Source organism: Blastococcus sp. KM273129, from assembly GCF_021698995.1.
Taxonomy (GTDB): Bacteria; Actinomycetota; Actinomycetes; order Mycobacteriales; family Geodermatophilaceae; genus Blastococcus.
This window is the reverse complement of sequence record NZ_SSXB01000011.1, coordinates 29,183-48,301: the sequence shown is the minus strand read 5'-3', so window position 1 is coordinate 48,301 and position 19,119 is coordinate 29,183. Positions and strand designations below refer to the sequence as shown.

20 protein-coding genes, 1 other RNA gene, 1 pseudogene and 1 riboswitch are annotated in these 19,119 nt (G+C 74.4%); of the genes and pseudogenes, 20 read left to right on the top strand and 2 right to left on the bottom strand.

The genetic code is table 11. From position 1 onward, the window contains the following. Positions 1-31: 31 nt before the first annotated feature. The 11 genes and pseudogenes from ftsX (at position 32) to E9565_RS05165 (ending at position 9,441) form a co-directional block, all read left to right on the top strand. The gene (gene ftsX, locus E9565_RS05215) at positions 32-916 is read left to right on the top strand and encodes a permease-like cell division protein FtsX (protein ID WP_236827416.1); all 885 of its coding nucleotides are present in this window, start codon (positions 32-34) and stop codon (positions 914-916) included. Positions 917-1,049: 133 nt separating this feature from the next. Further along, entirely contained in the window at positions 1,050-1,526 is a 477-nt protein-coding gene (smpB, locus tag E9565_RS05210; protein WP_236834273.1) for an SsrA-binding protein SmpB, read from the top strand. Positions 1,527-1,558: 32 nt separating this feature from the next. Continuing rightward, on the top strand, positions 1,559-2,071 hold the full coding sequence (locus E9565_RS05205) for a hypothetical protein (protein WP_236834264.1): 513 nt from the start codon (positions 1,559-1,561) through the stop codon (positions 2,069-2,071). 23 nt (positions 2,072-2,094) lie between these two features. Further along, on the top strand, positions 2,095-3,015 hold the full coding sequence (locus E9565_RS05200) for an NADP-dependent oxidoreductase (protein WP_236827413.1): 921 nt from the start codon (positions 2,095-2,097) through the stop codon (positions 3,013-3,015). Further along, a complete protein-coding gene (locus E9565_RS05195) occupies positions 3,015-3,908 on the top strand; it encodes an amidohydrolase family protein (RefSeq protein WP_236827412.1) in 894 nt (297 codons plus the stop codon). The genes E9565_RS05200 and E9565_RS05195 overlap by 1 nt, the downstream gene beginning before the upstream one ends. After that, the gene (locus E9565_RS05190) at positions 3,905-4,285 is read left to right on the top strand and encodes a VOC family protein (RefSeq protein ID WP_236834263.1); all 381 of its coding nucleotides are present in this window, start codon (positions 3,905-3,907) and stop codon (positions 4,283-4,285) included. The genes E9565_RS05195 and E9565_RS05190 overlap by 4 nt, the downstream gene beginning before the upstream one ends. Before the next feature lie 45 nt (positions 4,286-4,330). Next, positions 4,331-4,600, top strand: a pseudogene (locus E9565_RS23515) (GNAT family N-acetyltransferase); the annotation flags it as partial. A 553-nt stretch (positions 4,601-5,153) separates the two neighbouring features. Continuing rightward, positions 5,154-5,327, top strand: a complete 174-nt coding sequence (locus E9565_RS05180; RefSeq protein WP_236834261.1) for an N-acetyltransferase — start codon at positions 5,154-5,156, stop codon at positions 5,325-5,327. A gap of 9 nt (positions 5,328-5,336) precedes the next feature. Beyond that, positions 5,337-6,215 carry a hypothetical protein gene (locus tag E9565_RS05175; protein WP_236834260.1) on the top strand — a complete coding sequence of 293 codons (879 nt, stop codon included), beginning with the start codon at positions 5,337-5,339 and terminating at the stop codon, positions 6,213-6,215. A 103-nt stretch (positions 6,216-6,318) separates the two neighbouring features. Further along, entirely contained in the window at positions 6,319-7,968 is a 1,650-nt protein-coding gene (locus tag E9565_RS05170; protein WP_236827408.1) for a DASS family sodium-coupled anion symporter, read from the top strand. 321 nt (positions 7,969-8,289) lie between these two features. Further along, a complete protein-coding gene (locus tag E9565_RS05165; protein WP_236826932.1) occupies positions 8,290-9,441 on the top strand; it encodes a magnesium and cobalt transport protein CorA in 1,152 nt (383 codons plus the stop codon). Between the two features lie 115 nt (positions 9,442-9,556). Here E9565_RS05165 and E9565_RS05160 read toward each other — a convergent pair whose 3' ends face one another. After that, the gene (locus E9565_RS05160) at positions 9,557-10,459 is read right to left on the bottom strand and encodes an aminotransferase class IV (RefSeq protein ID WP_236834259.1); all 903 of its coding nucleotides are present in this window, start codon (positions 10,457-10,459) and stop codon (positions 9,557-9,559) included. A 3-nt stretch (positions 10,460-10,462) separates the two neighbouring features. Then, positions 10,463-11,200 (bottom strand): hypothetical protein, encoded by a 738-nt coding sequence (locus E9565_RS05155; RefSeq protein ID WP_236834258.1) that lies wholly within the window; start codon positions 11,198-11,200, stop codon positions 10,463-10,465. A gap of 94 nt (positions 11,201-11,294) precedes the next feature. Between E9565_RS05155 and ssrA the strand changes: the two genes are divergently transcribed. From ssrA to E9565_RS23120, 9 genes are all read left to right on the top strand, one after another. Then, positions 11,295-11,669: a transfer-messenger RNA gene (gene ssrA / locus E9565_RS05150) on the top strand. A 137-nt stretch (positions 11,670-11,806) separates the two neighbouring features. Continuing rightward, positions 11,807-12,733 (top strand): hypothetical protein, encoded by a 927-nt coding sequence (locus E9565_RS05145; protein WP_236834257.1) that lies wholly within the window; start codon positions 11,807-11,809, stop codon positions 12,731-12,733. Between the two features lie 11 nt (positions 12,734-12,744). Then, a riboswitch (SAM riboswitch) is annotated at positions 12,745-12,839 on the top strand. 6 nt (positions 12,840-12,845) lie between these two features. Beyond that, positions 12,846-12,920: a putative leader peptide gene (locus tag E9565_RS23510; RefSeq protein WP_374201424.1), complete on the top strand. Its 75-nt coding sequence runs from the start codon at positions 12,846-12,848 to the stop codon at positions 12,918-12,920. A 136-nt stretch (positions 12,921-13,056) separates the two neighbouring features. Next, entirely contained in the window at positions 13,057-14,073 is a 1,017-nt protein-coding gene (locus E9565_RS05140) for a methionine ABC transporter ATP-binding protein (protein WP_236826928.1), read from the top strand. Beyond that, positions 14,070-14,729: a methionine ABC transporter permease gene (locus tag E9565_RS05135; RefSeq protein ID WP_236826927.1), complete on the top strand. Its 660-nt coding sequence runs from the start codon at positions 14,070-14,072 to the stop codon at positions 14,727-14,729. The genes E9565_RS05140 and E9565_RS05135 overlap by 4 nt, the downstream gene beginning before the upstream one ends. Positions 14,730-14,791: 62 nt before the next feature. Continuing rightward, a complete protein-coding gene (locus tag E9565_RS05130) occupies positions 14,792-15,607 on the top strand; it encodes a MetQ/NlpA family ABC transporter substrate-binding protein (protein ID WP_236826926.1) in 816 nt (271 codons plus the stop codon). Between the two features lie 120 nt (positions 15,608-15,727). Beyond that, the gene (locus tag E9565_RS05125) at positions 15,728-16,291 is read left to right on the top strand and encodes a TetR/AcrR family transcriptional regulator (RefSeq protein ID WP_236834256.1); all 564 of its coding nucleotides are present in this window, start codon (positions 15,728-15,730) and stop codon (positions 16,289-16,291) included. A gap of 13 nt (positions 16,292-16,304) precedes the next feature. Continuing rightward, positions 16,305-17,534 (top strand): MFS transporter, encoded by a 1,230-nt coding sequence (locus E9565_RS05120; protein ID WP_236834255.1) that lies wholly within the window; start codon positions 16,305-16,307, stop codon positions 17,532-17,534. A gap of 68 nt (positions 17,535-17,602) precedes the next feature. Beyond that, positions 17,603-19,117: an adenylate/guanylate cyclase domain-containing protein gene (locus tag E9565_RS23120; RefSeq protein ID WP_236826923.1), complete on the top strand. Its 1,515-nt coding sequence runs from the start codon at positions 17,603-17,605 to the stop codon at positions 19,115-19,117. Positions 19,118-19,119: the final 2 nt, after the last annotated feature.

Below are 19,119 nucleotides of genomic sequence, written 5' to 3'. Positions count from 1 at the left end.
GCGTCCGAACGCACTCCACGACAGGGAATCCATGCGCGTCAACTTCGTGCTCTCCGAGGTGGCCACCGGGCTTCGTCGCAACCTGACCATGACGGTCGCGATGATCCTGACCACGGCCATCTCGCTCGGCCTCATGGGCACCGGCCTGCTCATCGCCGGGATGATCTCCGAGATGAAGGAGATCTACTACGACAAGGTGCAGGTCTCCATCTTCCTGGCCGACGACGTCACCGACGAGCAGCGGCAGGCGATCCAGGGCGAGCTCGAGTCCTCCGAAGAGGTCGCGAGCTTCCTGTACGAGTCGCGCGAGGAGGCCTACGAGCGCTTCCAGCAGCAGTTCGCCCAGCAGCCCGAGCTGGTGGCGAACACCCCGCCGGACGCGCTGCCGGAGAGCTTCCGCGTGGAGCTGGTCAACCCGGAGCGCTACGAGGTCATCGCCGCGCAGTTCCCCAACGGCGAGGCCGGCGTGGACCAGGTGCGGGACGAGGGCGAGTTCCTCGACCGGCTGTTCAGCCTGCTCAACGGCGCCCGGAACGCGACCATCGCCGTCGCGGTGGTGCAGGCGCTGGCGGCGCTCCTGCTGATCTCCAACACCATCCAGCTCGCGGCGTTCAACCGGCGCAACGAGACCAACATCATGCGGCTGGTCGGCGCCTCCCGCTGGTACACCCAGCTGCCGTTCATCCTCGAGGCGGCGATCGCCGGGCTCATCGGTGGTCTGCTCGCCGCGGGCGGCCTGATCCTCACCAAGGTGCTGTTCATCGACAACACCCTCTCCGGGCCCATCCGCGCCGGGATCATCCCGCAGGTCGAGTGGGACGCGATCATCACCAACAGCGTGATCGTCTCCGGCGTCGGCGTCGCCCTGGCCGGCATCGCCGCCTACGTGACCCTGCGCCTCTACGTCCGCCTGTAGGGCGGGCCGCTCCGACTCGCCCGCCCGCCCGAGATCACGCGTTCTCGGGCCGTCACCTCCGCTGACGGCCCGAGAACGCGTGATCTCGGCGCGCGGCGGGGTGGTGGTCGCCCGCGCCGGTAACCTGGGGGGCATGCCGCGGGAAGAGGGGCGCAAGCTGATCGCCCAGAACAAGAAGGCGCGGCACGACTACTCGATCCTCGACACCTACGAGGTGGGCCTGGTGCTCACCGGCACCGAGGTGAAGAGCCTCCGGGCCGGCCGTGCCTCGCTCGTCGACGGGTTCGCCTCGATCGACGACGGCGAGGTGTGGCTGCAGCACGTGCACATCCCCGAGTACGTGCAGGGCACCTGGACCAACCACGCGCCGCGCCGCAAGCGCAAGGTGCTCATGCACCGCACCGAGATCGACAAGCTGATGGGGAAGACCCGCGAGGGCGGGCTGACCCTCGTGCCGCTGGACCTGTACTTCAAGGACGGCAAGGTCAAGGCGACCCTCGCCCTCGCCAAGGGCAAGAAGTCCTACGACAAGCGGCACGACCTCGCCGAGCGCGACTCGCGGCGGGAGATCCAGAAGGCGTTCGGCCGCTACGTGAAGGGCCGTCGCTGAAAACCGGTTGAGCGGCCCGCGACACTCGGGCCGTGCGGATGACCTTCCAGCGGATGGCCGACCGCCGGCCGGTCGAGACGCTGGTCGAGCGGGACGACGGCGTGGTCTTCACCATGCGGGGCGCCGGCGGCGGCGCCGACCTGCCGCACGACCTCGTGCACGCCGTCGTCGAGACGGCGCTGCCGTTGCGCGACGGCGTCTGGGGCTGCGTCGCCGACGGCATGGTGTGGGGCAGCAGGCGGCACGTCTCGGGCCGCCGGCCGCCGCACGCCGCCGAGCGGTCCGACCGGCTGAAGCGGGAGCGGACCGAGGCGGTGCAGCGCGCCGAGACCGTCGCCGACCTGGTGCACCGCCTGGCCGGTGGCGAGGAGGTGCTGCCGGGCCAGGTCACCGCCTCGGGCGTCCCGCGCGAGCGCATCGGGGCCGCCGTCGAGGCCGTGCGGGAGGCGACCCGCCGGTGGGCCGCGCTGCCGGTCGGGGAGCGCTGGGTGGTCGAGTGGCCGGCCGGGCCGCGGGGGCCCGGGACGGGCGGGCGGCGACGCTGACGGGCCCCGCCTACGGTGAGCCCATGAGAGGTATCGCCTACGACCGGTTCGGCGGGGTCGACGTGCTGCACCTGCGGGACGACCTGCCCGAGCCGCCCGTCGGCCCCGACACGGTGCTGGTGCGCACCCGCGCCGCGGGCGTCAACCCCGTCGACATCGGCATCCGCGAGGGCGGCCTGGCGGCGTTCTTCCCGCACAACTTCCCGATCGTCCCCGGTTGGGATCTCGCCGGGGTCGTCGAGGCGGTCGGCCCCGCGATCGTCGACTTCCAGCCCGGCGACGAGGTCTTCGGCTACCTGCGCCGGGACGACGTCCAGTGGGGGACGGCGGCCGAGCTCGTGCCCGCCCCGCAGCGCTGTCTCGCGCACAAGCCGCAGTCGCTCTCCTTCACCGAGGCCGGCGGCGTGCCGCTGGCCGGGCTGACCGCCTACCAGTCGCTCACCGAGGCCCTCTCCGTCGGCGAGGGCGACCGGGTGCTCGTGCACCGGGCCGCCGGCGGCGTGGGCTTCTTCGCCGTGCAGATCGCCGTCGCCCTGGGCGCGCACGTCATCGGCACGGCGAGCCCGCGCAACCACGGCTTCCTCACCGAGGCCGGCTGCGCCGAGGTGCTCGACTACTCCGCCGGGCCGATCAGCGAGCAGCTCGCCGAGCCCGTCGACGCCGTCCTGGACCTCAACGGCGGCGACACGCTGGCCGACGCGCCACGGCAGGTGCGCGACGTCTCCCGCATCGCCAGCGTCGTCGACCCCTCGGTCAACGGCATGGGCGGGCGCTACGTGTTCGTGCGCCCGGAGCGGCACGACCTCGAGGAGCTGGGCCGCATGGCCGACGCCGGCCAGCTGCGGGTCGCCGTCGCCAAGGCCTTCCCGCTGGAGCAGACCGCCCAGGCGCACGAGCTCGTGGCCGGCGGGCACGTGCGCGGCAAGGTCGTCGTCACCCTCTGATGGCGGTCCAGCCCCCGGTCGACGACGGCGACGTCCCGCGGTACTGGCGGGAGCTGGGCCTGCCCGGGCTGGTCGACGTGCACGTGCACGTCCTGCCCGAGCGGGTGCAGGCCAAGGTGTGGCAGTACTTCGAGGCGGCCGGCACCCACTACGGCGCGGAGTGGCCGGTGGCCTACCGGCTGCCCGAGGAGGAGCGGCTCGCGATCCTGGCGCGGCTGGGCGTGCGCGCCTTCCCGACGCTGCCCTACCCGCACAAGCCCGGGATGGCGGCCTGGCTCAACGAGTGGTCGGCCGGGTTCGCCGCGGGGCGCCCGCAGGTGCTGCAGTCGGCGACCTTCTACCCCGAGCCGGGCGTCGCGGGGTACGTGGCCGAGGCGCTCGACCGGGGTGCCCGGGTGTTCAAGGTGCACGTGCAGGTCGGTGCGTTCGACCCGCGGGACCGGCTGCTCGACGACGTGTGGGCGCGGCTGGAGGAGACCGGCACGCCGGTGGTCATCCACTGCGGCTCCGGGCCGCTGGCCGGCGAGCACACCGGCCCGGCGCCGATGACCGGCCTGCTCGAGCGGTTCCCGCGGCTGCAGCTGGTGATCGCCCACCTCGGCATGCCGGAGTACCGGGAGTTCCTCGGCCTGGCCGAGCGGTACGAGCGGGTGCACCTGGACACCACGATGTTCGCCACCGACTTCACCGAGCGGCTGATGCCCTTCGACCGGGCCGACCTCCCGCGGCTGGGCGCGCTGCGCGACAAGGTGCTGCTCGGCAGCGACTTCCCGTCCATCCCGTACCCCTACGCCCACCAGCTCGCGGCGCTGCACCGGCTCGGGCTGGGGGAGGAGTGGCTGCGCGCCGTGCTGTGGCGCAACGGGGCCCGGCTATTCACGATCGAGGCGTGATCCCGACCGCCCGGCTGACCGCGACCGTCCTCGGCACCCCGGACCCGCAGGGGCTGGCCCGCTTCTACCAGCGCCTGCTCGGCTGGCCGATCCGCGACCACGACCCGCAGTGGACGACGCTGCGGCCCGAGGACGGCGGCCCGGGGTTGTCCTTCCAGCTCGAGGAGGAGCACGTGCCGCCGGTGTGGCCGCCGGAGCCGGGCGCCCAGCAGATGCAGCTGCACCTAGACCTGCAGGTCGACGACCTCGACGCCGCCACGGCCGTCGCGGAGGAGGCCGGCGCGCGCCGGGTCGGCGGGCACACCGACGCCCACGAGGACGTCCGGGTCTTCACCGACCCGGCCGGCCACCCCTTCTGCCTGTTCGTGCGGCTGTAGAAAACGGTTCGCCGCGCACCCGCGGGCTCCCTACCCTCGGCTCCCGTGCCCGCCCTGCCCGCCGTGCCCGACGGCCTGACCGTCCGCCCGCTCCGCCCCGGCGACGCCCCGGCGGTCGCCGAGCTGCTGGTCGCGGCGGAGGCGCTCGACGACACCGGGGAGTTCCCCGACGCCGACGACGTCGCCGAGGAGTGGACCGGCTGGGGGGTCGACCCGGCCCGTGACGGGGTCGCCGTCACCGACGCCGACGGCGCGCTCGTCGCCTACGCGGTCGTCTCCGCCAGCCCCACCTTCCGCGACGCCTACCGGATCCACCTCGACGGCCGGGTGCACCCCGACCGGCGCGGCCGCGGCATCGGGACGGCGCTCCTGGGCTGGGAGCACGCCCGCGGCGCCGAGGTGCACGCCGAGCGGCACCCGGAGGTCGAGGCCCGGCTGGTCGTGGGCGTCCCCGGGACCCAGCCGCGGCTGGAGCGGCTGGTCGAGCGGCGCGGGTTCGCGGCCGAGCGCTGGTACCGCACCATGGAGCGCCGGCTCACCGACCTGCCGGACGGCCGCGAGGTCCCGGGCGTGGAGGTCGTGCCGTTCTCGTGGGACCGCGACGACGAGGTGCGGCGCGCGCACAACGCGGCGTTCACCGAGCACCACGGCTCCAGCGAGCGCGACGCCGGGTCGTGGCAGCGGCTGTTCACCGGCAGCCGCGCCTTCCGCCCCGACCTCTCGGTGCTCGCGGTCGCCGACGGCGCCGTCGCCGGCTACGTCCTCGGCTACGTGTACGAGGCCGACACCCGGGCGCGCGGCTACCGCGAGGTGGTGCTCGGCCAGATCGGGGTGCTGCCGGGCGCGCGGCCGGGGCCTGGCGTCGGCGATGATCGGCAGCAGCCTGCGGGCGGCCGCGGCGCACGACTGCCGCGTGGTCGCCCTCGACGTCGACAGCGACAACGTCACCGGGGCGCTGCGGTTGTACGAGAGCCTCGGCTTCAGCACCGTGCGGACCCGCGTGGCGTGGTCCCTGTCACTCCCGCCGGTGGCCGCTGGCTAGGGTGCGCCCATGGTCAGCGCCGAGCAGCCCGAACCCGCCTTCGACCCCGCCCTCGTCGGCCGCGCCCACCGCGCGATCGACCCGCTCCACTCGCAGCTGTACTTCGCGCCGGAGCAGGACGAGCACCTCGGCGCCCTCGGCCTGCGCAAGGGGCGGATGGTCTACTTCGCCGGCCGGGCCGCCGCCATGGGCGCCGTCGGCGCCGGCGTGGTGACGGCGACGTTCTACAACTTCGCCCCGTCGCTGGTGGCCCACATGATCCCGCGGGCCTGGACGCTGGCCACGCCCGAGCAGGTGGTCGCCGCCCGCCTGGACGCCGCACGCGCCTCGCTCACCCGGCTGCTGGGCGAGGAGGTCGCCGGCTCGCCCGAGGTGGCCGAGCTCGCCGGGCTGCTGTGCGAGGCCTGCGCCGACCTGAGCGCGGAGGGCCGCCCGCTGTTCGCCGGGCACGCCGACCTGCCGTGGCCGGAGGAGCCGCTGCTGGCGCTGTGGCACGGCGCCACGCTGCTGCGCGAGCACCGCGGTGACGGGCACGTCGCCGTCCTGGTGCACGCCGGGCTGACCGGGCTGGAAGCGCTGATCACCCACTGCGCGACCGGCCGCGGGTTCACCGTGGCGGCGGCCAAGGCCACCCGCGGGTGGAGCGACGAGCAGTGGGACGCCGCGTGCGCCGCGCTGGCCGAGCGCGGCCTGCTCGACGACGCCGGCCTCACCGAGGAGGGCGAGGAGCTGCGCGCCCGCATCGAGGTGCAGACCGACGCGCTCGCCGCAGACCCGTGGCTGCAGCTGGGCGCGGGGAAGACCGCGCGGGTGGTCGAGCTCGGCAAGGGTCTGTCGCGCGTGATCACCGCCAACGGCGCGTTCGGCCAGGGCATCTTCGGCCGGTGACGGCGCGGCGCGTCACCCTTCGCGAGGTCGTGCGTTCTCCAGGTCGCTGAGCGGCTGACCCCGGCCTATGGTCATGCCGACTTCCGGCCCCGAGGGAGGCGTTGTGACCGCGACCGAGCGCGAGCAGGGTGGGGTGCAGTCGGCCGCCCACGGGGGGCCCGGGTGGCAGCGGACCGACGTCGACGCCGCGTTCCGCGGCAGCGCCACCTACCGCAGCCTGGGGGAGCAGCAGCTCAGCCCGGCCGAGGAGCGGTTCGAGAAGGGCCGCCGCACGATCGGCCTCTTCCTGGCGCCGCTGGTCACCCTCGTCTTCGCGCTGCTGCCGATCGACCTCCCGCGTGACCAGCACCTGCTCGCCGCGGTGCTGCTCGGCGTCATCGTCCTGTGGATCACCGAGCCGGTCCCCATCCCCGTCGGCGGCCTCATCGGGGTGGGGGCGATCGCCGTGCTCGGGGTGGTGCCGGCCGACGACGCGCTGGCACCGTTCGGGTCGACGACGGTGTTCACCTTCATCGGCGCCTTCATCCTCGCCGCGGCCATGCTCAAGCACGGGGTCGCGCGGCGGTTCGCGATGTTCATCCTGTCGCTCAAGTGGGTCGGTGCCTCGACCGCGCGGGTGATCATCGCCTTCGGGTTCATCACCGCGCTGCTCTCGGCGTTCGTCTCCAACACCGCGACCGTCGCGATGCTGCTGCCCACCGCGATCGGCATCCTGTCGGTGATCGCCAAGCTGCTGCAGGACAAGGAGCTGGTGAAGCCCGATTTCGACCCGCTGCGCCTGCGGGTCGGCGTCGCGCTGATGCTGATGCTCGCCTACGGCGCCGGCGTCGGCGGCCTGCTCACCCCCGTCGGCAGCCCGCCGAACCTGATCGGCCGCGGGCTGATCGAGGAGGCCACCGGCGAGCGGATCGGCTTCCTCGACTGGATGCTCATGGCGCTGCCGATCTGCGCGCTGATGTTCGTCGCGCTGGTCCTCGTGCTGCTGCTGATCAACAAGCCGGAGATCAAGCGGATCGAGGGCGTGCACGAGTACGTGCAGAAGGAGCGGGCCGAGCTCGGTCCCTTCTCCGGGGCCGAGCGCAACACCCTCATCGCCTTCGGCGTCACCGTGGCGCTGTGGATCTTCCCCGGCATCATCGCGCTGACCGCCGGCACGGAGTCCGAGCTGTACGCCACCCTCGGTGACCGCCTCGACGAGGGGATCGTCGCGGTCCTCGGTGCCTCGCTGCTGTTCCTGCTGCCGACGGACTGGAAGCGCCGGGAGTTCACGCTCAACTGGAGCGACGCCGCCACGATCGACTGGGGCACGATCCTGCTCTTCGGCACCGGCATCATCTTCGGCTCGCTGCTGGCCGACACCGGGCTCGCCGAGACGATCGGGCAGGCCTCCGCCGACGGCCTCGGGCTGACCAGCATGATCGCGATCACCGTATTCGCGGTGATCCTGGCGATCATCATCAGCGAGACGACGTCGAACACGGCGTCGGCCGCCGTGGTCGTGCCGATCATCATCCCGGTGGCCGTGGCCGCGGGGATCAACCCGTTCGTGCCGGCGCTGGCGGCGACGTTCGCGGCGTCGTTCGGCTTCATGCTGCCGGTGTCGACGCCGCAGAACGCGATCGTCTACGGCTCCGGCGTCGTGCCGATCACCAAGATGATCCGGTCGGGCATCTCCTTCGACGTGCTAGGCGCGATCCTCATCGTGCTGCTGCTTCCCCTGCTCGTCGACCTGGTGCTCGGCGTCGCGGGCTGACGGCGGGGGCCGCTCCTCACCCGTGTGGGCGATCGCACGTCCGGCTCCGCCCGGCCGGCGTGGGACGATGGGCGACGGCCGAGAACACGTGGGCGGAGGCGCCCGGACCGGGGAGGGGGACGTCGTGCGCAGCGAACCTCCCAGTACCGATCCCCTGGTCCTCTCCGCCGGCTGACCAGGTCTCCTCGGGCGCCCCGCACCTCGTGCCGGGCCCGCCGGGAGGCCGCCCGCCCCGCCCTGCCCCACCCGGGCCGGGGTGGCGCGGGGGCGAGGAGGGCCGCTCCGGTGCCCACCGCCGTCCCCCCGCCCCGGGAGCCCGTCATGACCGAGCGCCGCCTCGCGCCGCTGACCGCCCTGACCACGCTGGGTCGCCGCCCGCCGCGGCCGGCCCCCGCGCCGGCGCCGAACGGCGCCACGGCTGCCGCCGCTGCGATCGACGGCGCGGCTGCGCGGTCGCGGATCGTGGACAACGCCGTCTACTCCGAGGGCCGCCGCGTGGCGACGCCGGATTCGCCGGCCGAGAGCCGCGAGGAACTCCTCCACGGGGAGGGGCGGCTGGCCTGGCTGGGGCTGTACCGCCCGGGGCCGAAGGAGCTGGGGGCGCTCGCGGAGCTGTTCGACCTGCCGGAGCTCGCGGTCGAGGACGCGATCAAGGCCCACCAGCGGCCGAAGTTCGAGCGCTACGGCGGCACCCTGTTCGTCGTCCTCAAGGCCGCGCGGTACCTCGACGCGGCGGAGGAGGTCGAGTTCGGCGAGCTGCACCTGTTCCTCGGGCCGGACTTCGCGATCACCGTGCGGCACAGCGAGTCGCCCGACCTGTCCCGGGTGCGGCGGCGGCTGGAGAGCGACCCGGAACTGCTCTCCCGCGGGAGCGAGGCGGTGCTCTACGCGACGCTGGACGCCGTCGTCGACGGGTACCGGCCGGTGGTCGACGGGCTGGCCAACGACATCGACGAGATCGAGACGCAGGTGTTCGGCGGCGACCCGGGCGTCTCCCGGCGCATCTACGAGCTCTCGCAGGAGGTGCTGGAGTTCCAGCGGGCCGCCCAGCCGCTCACCGGCATCATCGCCGCGCTCACCGCCGGGTTCGACAAGTACGGCGTCGACGAGGAACTCCGCGGCTACCTGCGCGACGTCGCCGACCACGTCATCCAGGTCAACGAGCGGGTGGAGGGCTTCCGGCTGCAGCTCCGCGACATCCTGACGGTCAACGCGACCCTGGTGGCGCAGCGGCAGAACGAGGAGATCCGCGAGCTGACCGAGACCTCGATCGCGCAGGGCGAGGAGGTCAAGAAGATCTCCGCCTGGGCCGCCATCCTGTTCGCGCCGAGCCTCGTCGGCGGCGTCTACGGCATGAACTTCGACCACATGCCCGAACTCGACGAGGTGTGGGGGTACCCGTTCGCGCTGCTGCTCATGATCGGCGTCAGCCTGACGCTCTACCTGGTGTTCAAGCGCCGCGACTGGATCTGAGCAGGACGGGCCTCCCGCCCACCCCCGGCGCGGGCGGGTGGCGGCCGGCCGCGGGGGTCCGGGACGGCGGAGCTCCGGCACCCCCTCCTGCCCCCCGCGGGACGGATCCCGGTGCTCAGACGACGGGGGTGCCCGACGACGCCGTCAGCTCCCCGTAGGCGGCGGACAGCTGCCGGGTCAGCGGGCCGGGGTCGCCGGTGGTGCCGATGCGCCGCCCGTCGACGGCGAGGACCGGCGTCAGCTCGCCCATCGTGCCGGTCACGAACACCTCGTCGGACGCGTACAGCTGGGTCGTCGAGAAGTCGCCGACCTCGGTGGTCACGCCGGCCGCGGCGGCGAGGTCCAGCACGGTGGCCCGGGTGATGCCCTCGGGGCAGGCGCCGGTCGTCGGTGTGCGGAGGACGCCGTCGGCCGCGAAGAAGACGTGGGTCGCGTTCGTCTCGGCGACGAAGCCGCGGGCGTCGAGCATCAGGGCGTCGTCGGCACCGGCCACGTTCGCCTCGATCTTGGCGAGGATCGAGGTGAGCAGGTTGTTGTGGTGGATCTTCGGGTCGAGCACGTCGGGGGTGGGGCGGCGCACGCTGGAGGTGATCAGCGTGATGCCGCCGGTGTCGTAGACGGGCGGCTTGTGCTCGGCCAGCACGATCAGGGTCGGGCCGCTCCGGTTCAGCCGGGGGTCCATGCCGCTGGTCACCTTCACGCCGCGGGTCAGGGTGAGCCGGATGTGCACGCCGTCGGTCATGCCGTTGGCGGCCAGCGTGCGGCGGATCTGCTCGACGATCGCCGCATCGTCGGGGATCTCCGTGAACGCGAGCGCCTGCGCGGAGCGCCGCAGCCGGGCCAGGTGTTCCTCGAGGGCGAAGATCCGGCCGCGGTAGAGCCGCAGCCCCTCCCAGACCGCGTCCCCGCCCTGCACGACGGAGTCGAACGGGCTCCCCCCGGCCTCGTCGCGGTGGGCCAGCCGGCCGCCCACGTTGACCACCAGGTCGCGGTTGCGCTCGTCGAACTGCTGCAGCACGGGTCAGCTCCTCAGCCGGCCGGCGGCCAGCTCGTCGTAGTGGGGGAGGCACTCGGCGGCGAGCCCGGCCAGCGAGCCGGGCAGCTCCACCGGCGTCTCGCGGTACGGGCCGAAGCCGGTGGAGGCCTCCACGCTCGCGTACCAGTGCGGTGCCCACACCCCGTCGGACTCCCGGCGACCGGGCGGCCACGACAGCATCCGCTCGTCGAAGGGCACCTCCAGCGCCGCGCACAGGGCGGTGAGCACGCCGCGCGGGTCGCGCAGCAGGTCGTCGGAGTCCACGACCGGTCCGCCGAAGCGGCGGTGCAGCGCGACCTGCTGGACCAGGCCGAGGTCGGCCAGGGTCGGGTGCTCGCGCACGCGGGCGTAGGAGGCGAGCAGCCGGCGCGGGTCGCGGATCAGGAACGCGTGCCGCAGGCCGGTGAAGGCGTCGAGGTCGACCTCCGGCAGCACGTGGTGGGTCATGTGCTTCTGGTAGGAGATGGTGGCGCCGCCGGGCAGCTCGCCCTCGGTGAGGGTGCGGACGACGGCGCGCCAGTCGGTGGGCTGGCTGGCGACCACCTCGTCGCGGCCGGGGTGATCGAGCCCGGTCGCGGCCAGGTAGTAGCCGTAGAGCGGCTCGTCGACGACGACCGTGTCGGGGCGGTTCTCCCAGGCGCGCATCGTCGCCGTCGACAGCGTGCGCGGACCGGACCACATCGCGATCCGCACCGGCGTCGTCGCCCGGCCGGTCCCCGTCATGCGGGCATCCTGCCTGACCGCCGGCCGGCGGTCAGCCGAACGCCCGGGAACAACGGGCTGGACGGGGCCGTTACCCTGATCGCACAACTACACAGGGGGTGATTGGTCTCGACTTCGGTCGGGTGTCCAGGGGAAGCGAGCCGAGGAAGCCAACGATGAGCTCGTTAACCACGCGTTGGAAACAACACAAGCGCCGACTCCAGTCAGCGCGAGTTCGCCCTCGCTGCCTAAGTAGCGAGGCGACTCTGTCAGCCCGGGTTCGTCATCGGCCCGGATCCTGGCATCAGCTAGATGACTCACCGTGAACGCCGGTCGCGGGCGTTCACGGGACATCTCACAGCGACTGGGCCCGTCACATCGACTCGTCCGTGAGATCGATGGGGTCGAGCAGAGGCAGTAGCGGACTGCGCTCGGAGAAGCCCTGGTCATGCGTCGAAGGACGCGGGTTCGATTCCCGCCACCTCCACCCCTGCGATGTCGTACGACATCCCGGACGCCCGGCCCCACGCCTCGTGGGGCCGGGCGTTCGTCGTTCCGGCGCCGGACCGGTGGCTAGCCGGGGGCCGGACGGGTAAGCACGGCGCTGTGGGACGAGCCTTGCGCAGGTTGCCCGGTCTGGTGGCGGCGGTCGGTGCTGCAGCGGCGGCGGTCGGGCTGCTGTGGCGTCCGTCGGCCGACCCGGTCACGGTGGTCACCCCGCGCGGGCAGTCCGCCCGGCTGGCCGGATCCGGGCTGTACCGCTACGACACGGTCTTCACCGCCACGAACAACACCGCCGTCGACGCCGTCGTCCTGGCGTTCGGCATCCCGCTCGTGGTCCGGGCCTGGCTGGAGCACCGCAAGGCATCCCCGCGCGGGACGCTGCTGCTCGCCGGCTCGCTGGGCTACCTGCTGTACGTCTACGCCAACTACGCCCTGGGTGTGGCCTACAACCCGCTCTACCTGGCCTACGTGACGCTGCTCTCGGGCTCGCTGTTCGGGTTCGTCGCGGCGCTCAGCGAGACCAGCCGGGCCGCCCTGGCCGCCGCTGCCGCGGACCCCGACCTCCCGCACCGCTCCCTGTCCTGGTTCCTGCTCGCCTCGGCGGCGGTGACGGCCGTGGTCTGGTTGCAGCCTCTCGTGACCGCGCTGCTGCAGGGGACCGCGCCCGACCTGCTCGACGTCTACACCACGACGGTCACGTACTCCCTCGACCTGGCCGTCATCACCCCGGCGGCTGCGCTGGCCGGGCTGCTGGTGCGCCGCCGCGAGCCGTTCGGCTACCTGCTGGCGGCACCGCTGCTCGTGACCATCGTGCTGCTGCTGCCGTCGATCTCCCTGGCCACCGCGCTGCAGGTCGCCGCCGGGATCTCCTTCACGCCCGCCCAGGTCGTCGGCCCGATCTCCGGCTTCGCCGTCCTCGGTGCAGTCGGTGGCTGGCTGCTGGCCCGACTGCTCCGCGCGGTCCCCACGAGCGTGCCGGGGCCGGCCCCGGACGTCGCTGTGAGTGACGTCGCAGGTCGTGGAGGGGAAACGCCCGGATCCGGTCCGTAGACTCGCTGCCGCAACCATCCGGAGCGGCTGAGAGACCTGGCTCGTCGACGTCGCAGCAACCCCCCGCATCGGCGGGCGCGGGTGCTACTGCCAGGACCGATGGAGGAACACCATGCGGTACGAGCTGCTCTCGTGGGCCCGCCGGCACGTCGACCTGTGCCGCACCGGCACAGCCCTGTGCCGCTGAGGCCTCCCGCCTCCCGGCGACGCCCGCCCTCGTAGCGGCGGGCCTGCCGCCCCCACCGCGGCGCACCGCGGTCCACCACGCCCTCGCCGGCGTCGTCGCCCGCCCGTGCCTGCTCAACCCCCGGAGACCCCATCCCGTGATCGAACTGAAGGACGTCCGCAAGGTCTTCCCCGCCCGCGGGCGGGCCGGCGAGGTCGTCGCCGTCGACGGCGTCAGCCTGTCCGTCGACCGGGGCGAGTTCGCCGGCGTCGTGGGCCCCAGCGGCTCGGGCAAGAGCACGCTGGTGCGCCTGGTCAACCTGCTGGAGCGGCCCACCTCGGGCTCGGTGACCGTCGACGGGCAGGTGCTCACCGAGCTCCCCGACGAGCGGGTCCGGCAGGCGCGGCGGTCCATCGGCATGGTCTTCCAGCACTTCGAGCTGCTCGACTCGCGCACCGCCGCGGGGAACGTGGAGCACCCGCTCGAGCTCGCCGGCGTCGGCCGGGCCGAGCGCCGGCGGCGGGCGGGGGAGCTGCTGGACCTCGTGGGCCTCGCCGACCGCGCGGACGCCCGCCCCGCGCAGCTCTCCGGCGGGCAGCAGCAGCGGGTGGCCATCGCCCGCGCGCTCGCCGCCCGCCCGGACGTGCTGCTCTGCGACGAGGCCACCTCCGCGCTCGACCAGGCCAGCACCACCGGGGTCCTGGAGCTGCTGCGCCGGGTGCGGGACGAGCTGGGGCTGACCGTCCTGCTGATCACCCACGAGATGTCCGTGGTCAAGGCCGTGTGCGACAGCGCCGTCCTGCTGGACCGCGGGCGGGTCGTCGACGGCGGCCGGCTGGCCGACGTGCTGACCCGGCCGGGCTCGCCGCTGGGCGAGGCGCTGCTCCCGGCGCCGGTCGCGGACGCCGGGGCCGGGCACGACGGCGCCCTGCTGCGGGTGACCGTCACCGACCGCACGCCGGAGACCCGCGTCCTGCAGACCCTGATCGGGGAGCTCGGCCTGGCCGTCGAGATCGCCGGCGGGTCGGTGGAGACGGTGGCCGGTGGCCGCTACGGCCGGCTGCTCCTGCGGGTGACCGGCGGAGGAGCGGGGCTGGACGACGCCGTGCACCGGCTGCGGACCGGCGGCGTCCTGGTCGAGCGCGTGGCCGCGACGGCGGAGGTGGCCCGGTGAGCGACTGGAACCGCATCTGGCCGCAGCTGCTGGACGCCACCTGGGAGACGCTGTACATGGTGGGCGTCGCGGCGCTGGTCACCGTGCTGCTCGGCGTCCCGCTGGGCGTGCTGCTCACGGTCACCGCCCCCGGCGGGCTGGCCCCTCGGCCGCTGCTCAACCGCGCGCTGGGCCTGGTCGTCAACCTCGGCCGGGCACTGCCGTTCATCATCCTGCTGGTCCTCGTCGCCCCCGTCACCCGCGGCATCGTCGGGACGACGATCGGCTCCACCGCGGCGATCGTGCCGCTGACCATCGGCGCCGTCCCGTTCCTCGCCCGGCTGGTCGAGACCAGCCTGCGCGAGGTCGCCGCCGGCAAGGTGGAGGCGGCGCTGTCCATGGGCGCCCGCCGGCGCGACGTCGTGCGCACCGTGCTGCTGCCCGAGGCCCGGCCCTCGCTGGTCGCCGGGGTCACGGTCACCGTCGTCGCGCTGATCAGCTACTCGGCCATGGCCGGTGCGGTCGGCGGCGGCGGGCTCGGCGACTTCGCCATCCGCTTCGGCTACCAGCAGTTCCGCACCGACATCACCCTGGCGACCGTCGTCCTCCTGCTGGTCATCGTCCAGGCCCTCCAGTGGGCCGGCGACCGCTGGGCGCGCTCGCTCGCGCACGCCTGACCGACCTCTCCGGCGGCCGCCCGGCCGCCGTCCCACCGCACCACCCGAGGAGAACCACCACCATGCGCACCCGCTTCACCACCGTCCTGGCCGCTTCGGCGATGACGGCCCTGCTCGCCGCCTGCGGCGGCGAGGCCGAGCTGTCGGCGGCCGACGAGCCGCTGCGGGTCGGCGCGTCCCCGGTCCCGCACGCGGAGATCCTGCGCTACATCGACGAGAACCTCGCCGAGGACGCCGGCCTGGACCTGGAGATCGTCGAGTTCACCGACTACGTGCAGCCCAACGTCGCCCTCGACGACGGCTCCCTGGACGCCAACTACTTCCAGACGATCCCGTACCTGGAGGAGCAGGAGGCCAGCGCCGGCTACGACTTCGCGGCGCTCGACCCGGTGCACATCGAGCCGCTCGGCATCTACTCGAACACGCTGACCGACCTCGCCGAGCTGCCCGACGGCGCGACGGTGGCGATCCCGAACGACCCGACCAACGCCGCGCGGGCGCTGCGGCTGCTCGAGGCCAACGGCCTGATCACCCTGGCCGACACCGGCGACGCCGCGCCGACCTCGCTGGACATCGAGGGCAACCCGAGGAACCTCGAGATCTCCGAGGTCGAGGCCGCGCAGGTGCCCCGCTCGCTGGCCGACGTGGACATCGCGGTCATCAACGGCAACTACGCCATCGAGGCCGACCTGGTCCCCGCCGAGGACGCGCTGGCCCTGGAGGAGGGCGAGGGCAACCCCAACGCCAACCTCCTGGTGGTGCGCACCGGCGACGAGGGCGACGAGCGCATCCAGGAGCTGGAGGAGCTGCTGCACTCCGACGAGGTGCGCCAGTTCATCGAGCAGAACTACGAGGGCGCTGTCCTCGCCGCGTTCTGACCGGCGCATCGTGACCACCGGGGCGGGGCGCCCGCACGGACGCCCCGCCCCGTACGCCACCCCGCTCGCATGTGTACGCTCGTTCCTATGAGCTCTCCGCCGGCTGGACGAGCCGGCCCGGTGGGCGCCGACCCAGCGCCGGTCCGCCGTCCGCGCCGGCACGACCCCGGACGGCGCGACCGGCTGGTCGACACCACCCTCGACGTCATCGCCGCGCGCGGGGTCGCGGCGGCCACGCACCGGGCGATCGCCCGCGCCGCCGACGTCCCGCTGGGGTCGCTGACCTACCACTTCGGCTCGCTCGCCGAGCTGCTCGCCGCCGCCTTCACCCGGCACGTCGACGACGTCGCCGCGCGCTTCGACGCGCGCATGGCCGCCGCCCCCGACCGCACCGCGGCGCTGGAGGCGCTGGTCGAGCACCTCACCGGCGACCTGCTGGGCTCGCAGCGGGACCTCGTGCTCGCCGTCGAGCTCTACGTCGCCGCGGCCCGCGACGCCGAGCTGCGCGCGGTCACCCAGGACTGGATGTCACGGAGCCGCCGCAGCCTGGAGCGCCACCTGGACCCGGTCACCGCCCGGGAGGTCGACGCCCTGGTCGAGGGGCTGGTCCTGCACAGCGCGCTGTCCACCGACCCGATGGACGCCGCCCAGATCCGTGCCGCGCTGCTCCGGTTCGCCGGCTGAGGAGGGCTGCCCCGTGTCCACCGCTCCCGCCGCCGTCGAGCCCCCGCGCCTGCGCCGCGCCCGCCGCGCCGTCGCCGCCTGCTTCTTCCTCAACGCCGTCTTCTACGCCGGGCTGGTACCCCGCTTGCCCGCGGTCAAGGCGGAGCTGGAGCTGAGCAGCACCGCGCTGGGCGCCGCCCTGGCCGCCGTGCCGTTGGGCGCCCTGCTCGCCGGGCTGTCGTCGGCCGCGCTCAACCGCCGGTTCGGCTCCGGCCGGGTCGCCACCTACGGCCTGGCGCTGCTCGGTGCGGTCGTGTGGACGGTGTCGGTGGCGCCCAACTGGGCCGCCCTGGCCGCCGGGTTCCTCGTGGTCGGCGCCCTCGACGCCGTCATCGACGTCGCCCAGAACGCGCACGGACTGCGTGTGCAGCGGCTCTACGGCCGCTCGATCATCAACTCGCTGCACGGCGTGTGGAGCATCGGCGCGGTCACCGGCGGGCTGCTCGGCTCAGCCGCGGCGGGGCTGGGCATCCCGCTGCCGGTGCACCTCGGCGTCTCGGCGGTGGTCTTCGGGGCGGCCGCCCTCGTCGTCTCCCGCGGCGTGCTCCCCGGTTCGGACGAGCCGGAGCCGGTGGCCGAGGCGGTGCCGCGGGAACGGCCGCGCCGGCGGGCTGCGCTCCCCGCCCTGGCGGTGCTCGGCCTGCTGGCCGGCTGCGGTGCGCTGATCGAGGACGTCGGCGCCTCGTGGAGCGCGCTCTACCTGCGCACCGAGCTCGCGGCCGGCGCGGCCGTCGCGGGGCTGGGCTTCGTCGCCCTCTCGGCTGCGATGACGGTCGGCCGGCTGACCGGTGACCGCGTGGTCGACCGGTTCGGGGAGCGCCGGGTCGCGCGGGCCGGGGGTGCGCTCGCCGCGGTGGGTCTCGGCGTGGCGCTCGCCTGGCCCTCGGTGCCCAGCACCCTGGCCGGGTTCGCGCTGGCCGGCCTCGGCGTCGCCACCCTCATCCCGGCCGTCTACCACGCCGCAGACGAGCTCCCCGGCCTGCCGCACGGCCAGGGCCTGATGGTGATCAACTGGCTGCTGCGGATCGGCTTCCTGGTCTCCCCGCCGCTGATCGGGGTGGTGGCCGACGCCGCCGGCCTGCGGGTGGCGCTGCTCGGGGTGGTGGTGGCCGGCGTCGGCGCGCTCGTGCTCGGGCGCGCGCTGCCGGGCCGCGCTGCCACCCCGGCGGGTGACGGGCCGGACGGCGGCGGCGCCGCTCGGTGATCATGGTCGCGTGACCCCGATCGGGTGCCCGGCCGTGCCGTCCGCCGGCCGCGCTCGTTGAGCCGCACGTGACCACCGCGGGCGACGACGTGCGCCGCCGGCTGACCGGCATGGCCGAGTGGGCGCCCAGCGGCCGGCTGGCCGTCCCGGTGATCGTGGGCCTGGTCATCGCGGCCAACCTGGTCGGCGTCGGCACCGTGGCGCTGCTGCTGCTCGGCGTGGACGGCGACCGGGGGAGCGTGGGCCGCGCCGAGGTGCTGTGGGCGGCCGCGGGCTACCTCGCGGTCGCCCTGCCGCTGGCCGTGCTCGCCGGGCTGGGGCGGCAACGGGCCACCAACCGCTGGCTGACGGCCGGCCGCGCGCCCACGGTGGCGGAGGCCCGTCAGGCGCTGCGGCTGCCGCTGGACACCGCCCTCGTCGCGGCCGTCGTCTGGCTGCTCGGCGCGGTGCTGGTGGGCGTCGTCGCGGCGGCCGCCTTCCCCGACGCCCGGGTCGGCGCCCGCATCGGCGTCGCCGTGGTGCTGGGCGGGGTGGTCACCGCCGGCGTCACCTACCTGCTGGTGGCCCGGGCCGCCCGCGCCGTCACCGCCCGCGCCCTGGCCGCGCACCCGCCCGCGGGGGTGCTCACCCTGGGGGTGCGCATCCGCCTGCTGCTCACCTGGGGGCTGACCAGCGGGGTGCCGATGGTCGGCGTCGTCCTGCTCTACCTCGACCCGAGCAACCCCGAGGGGCCCGGGCGCACCGCCGTCGTCTTCCTCGTGGTGGTCGCGCTGCTGGTCGGCGCGCTGGCCACGGTGCTCACCGCCCGCGCCGTGGGCCAGCCGCTGCGCGACCTGCGCCGCGCCGTGCAGCAGGTCGGCGCCGGCGACTACGACGTCGACGTCGTGGTGGACGACGCGGGGGAGATCGGCCTGCTGCAGGAGGGCGTCAACTCCATGGCCGCCGGCCTGGCCGAGCGGGAGCGGCTGCGCGACCTGTTCGGCCGGCACGTCGGGACGACGGTGGCCCAGCGGGCGCTGGCGACCGGCGTCTCCCTGGCGGGGGAGGAGCGCGCCGTCGCGGCGCTGTTCGTGGACGTCGCCGGCTCGACCGCACTGGTGCGGCGCACCGGACCGGAGGAGATGGTCGGCCTGCTCAACCGCTTCTTCGAGGTCGTCGTCGACGCCATCGAGGACGAGGGCGGCCTGGTGAACAAGTTCGAGGGCGACGCCGCGCTGTGCGTCTTCGGCGCGCCGGCCGACCACCCGGACCCGGCGGGTGCCGCGCTGCGGGCGGCCCGGCGCATCTGCGACGCCGTCGCCGCCGCCGGTGAGGTCGACGTCGGGGTGGGCGTCGCGTGCGGCCGGGTGTGGGCCGGCCAGGTGGGCGCGGCGAGCCGGCTGGAGTACACGGTGATCGGCGACCCGGTGAACGAGGCCGCGCGGCTCACCGACCTGGCCAAGGAGCACCCGGGCCGCGCCGTCGCCAGCGAGCCGACGGTGCTGGCCGCGGCGGACGACGAGCGGCGGCACTGGACCCGGGACCGCGAGGTGGAGCTCCGCGGCCGCGACGAGCCCACGACCACCTGGGTGCGCGTCCCATAGGT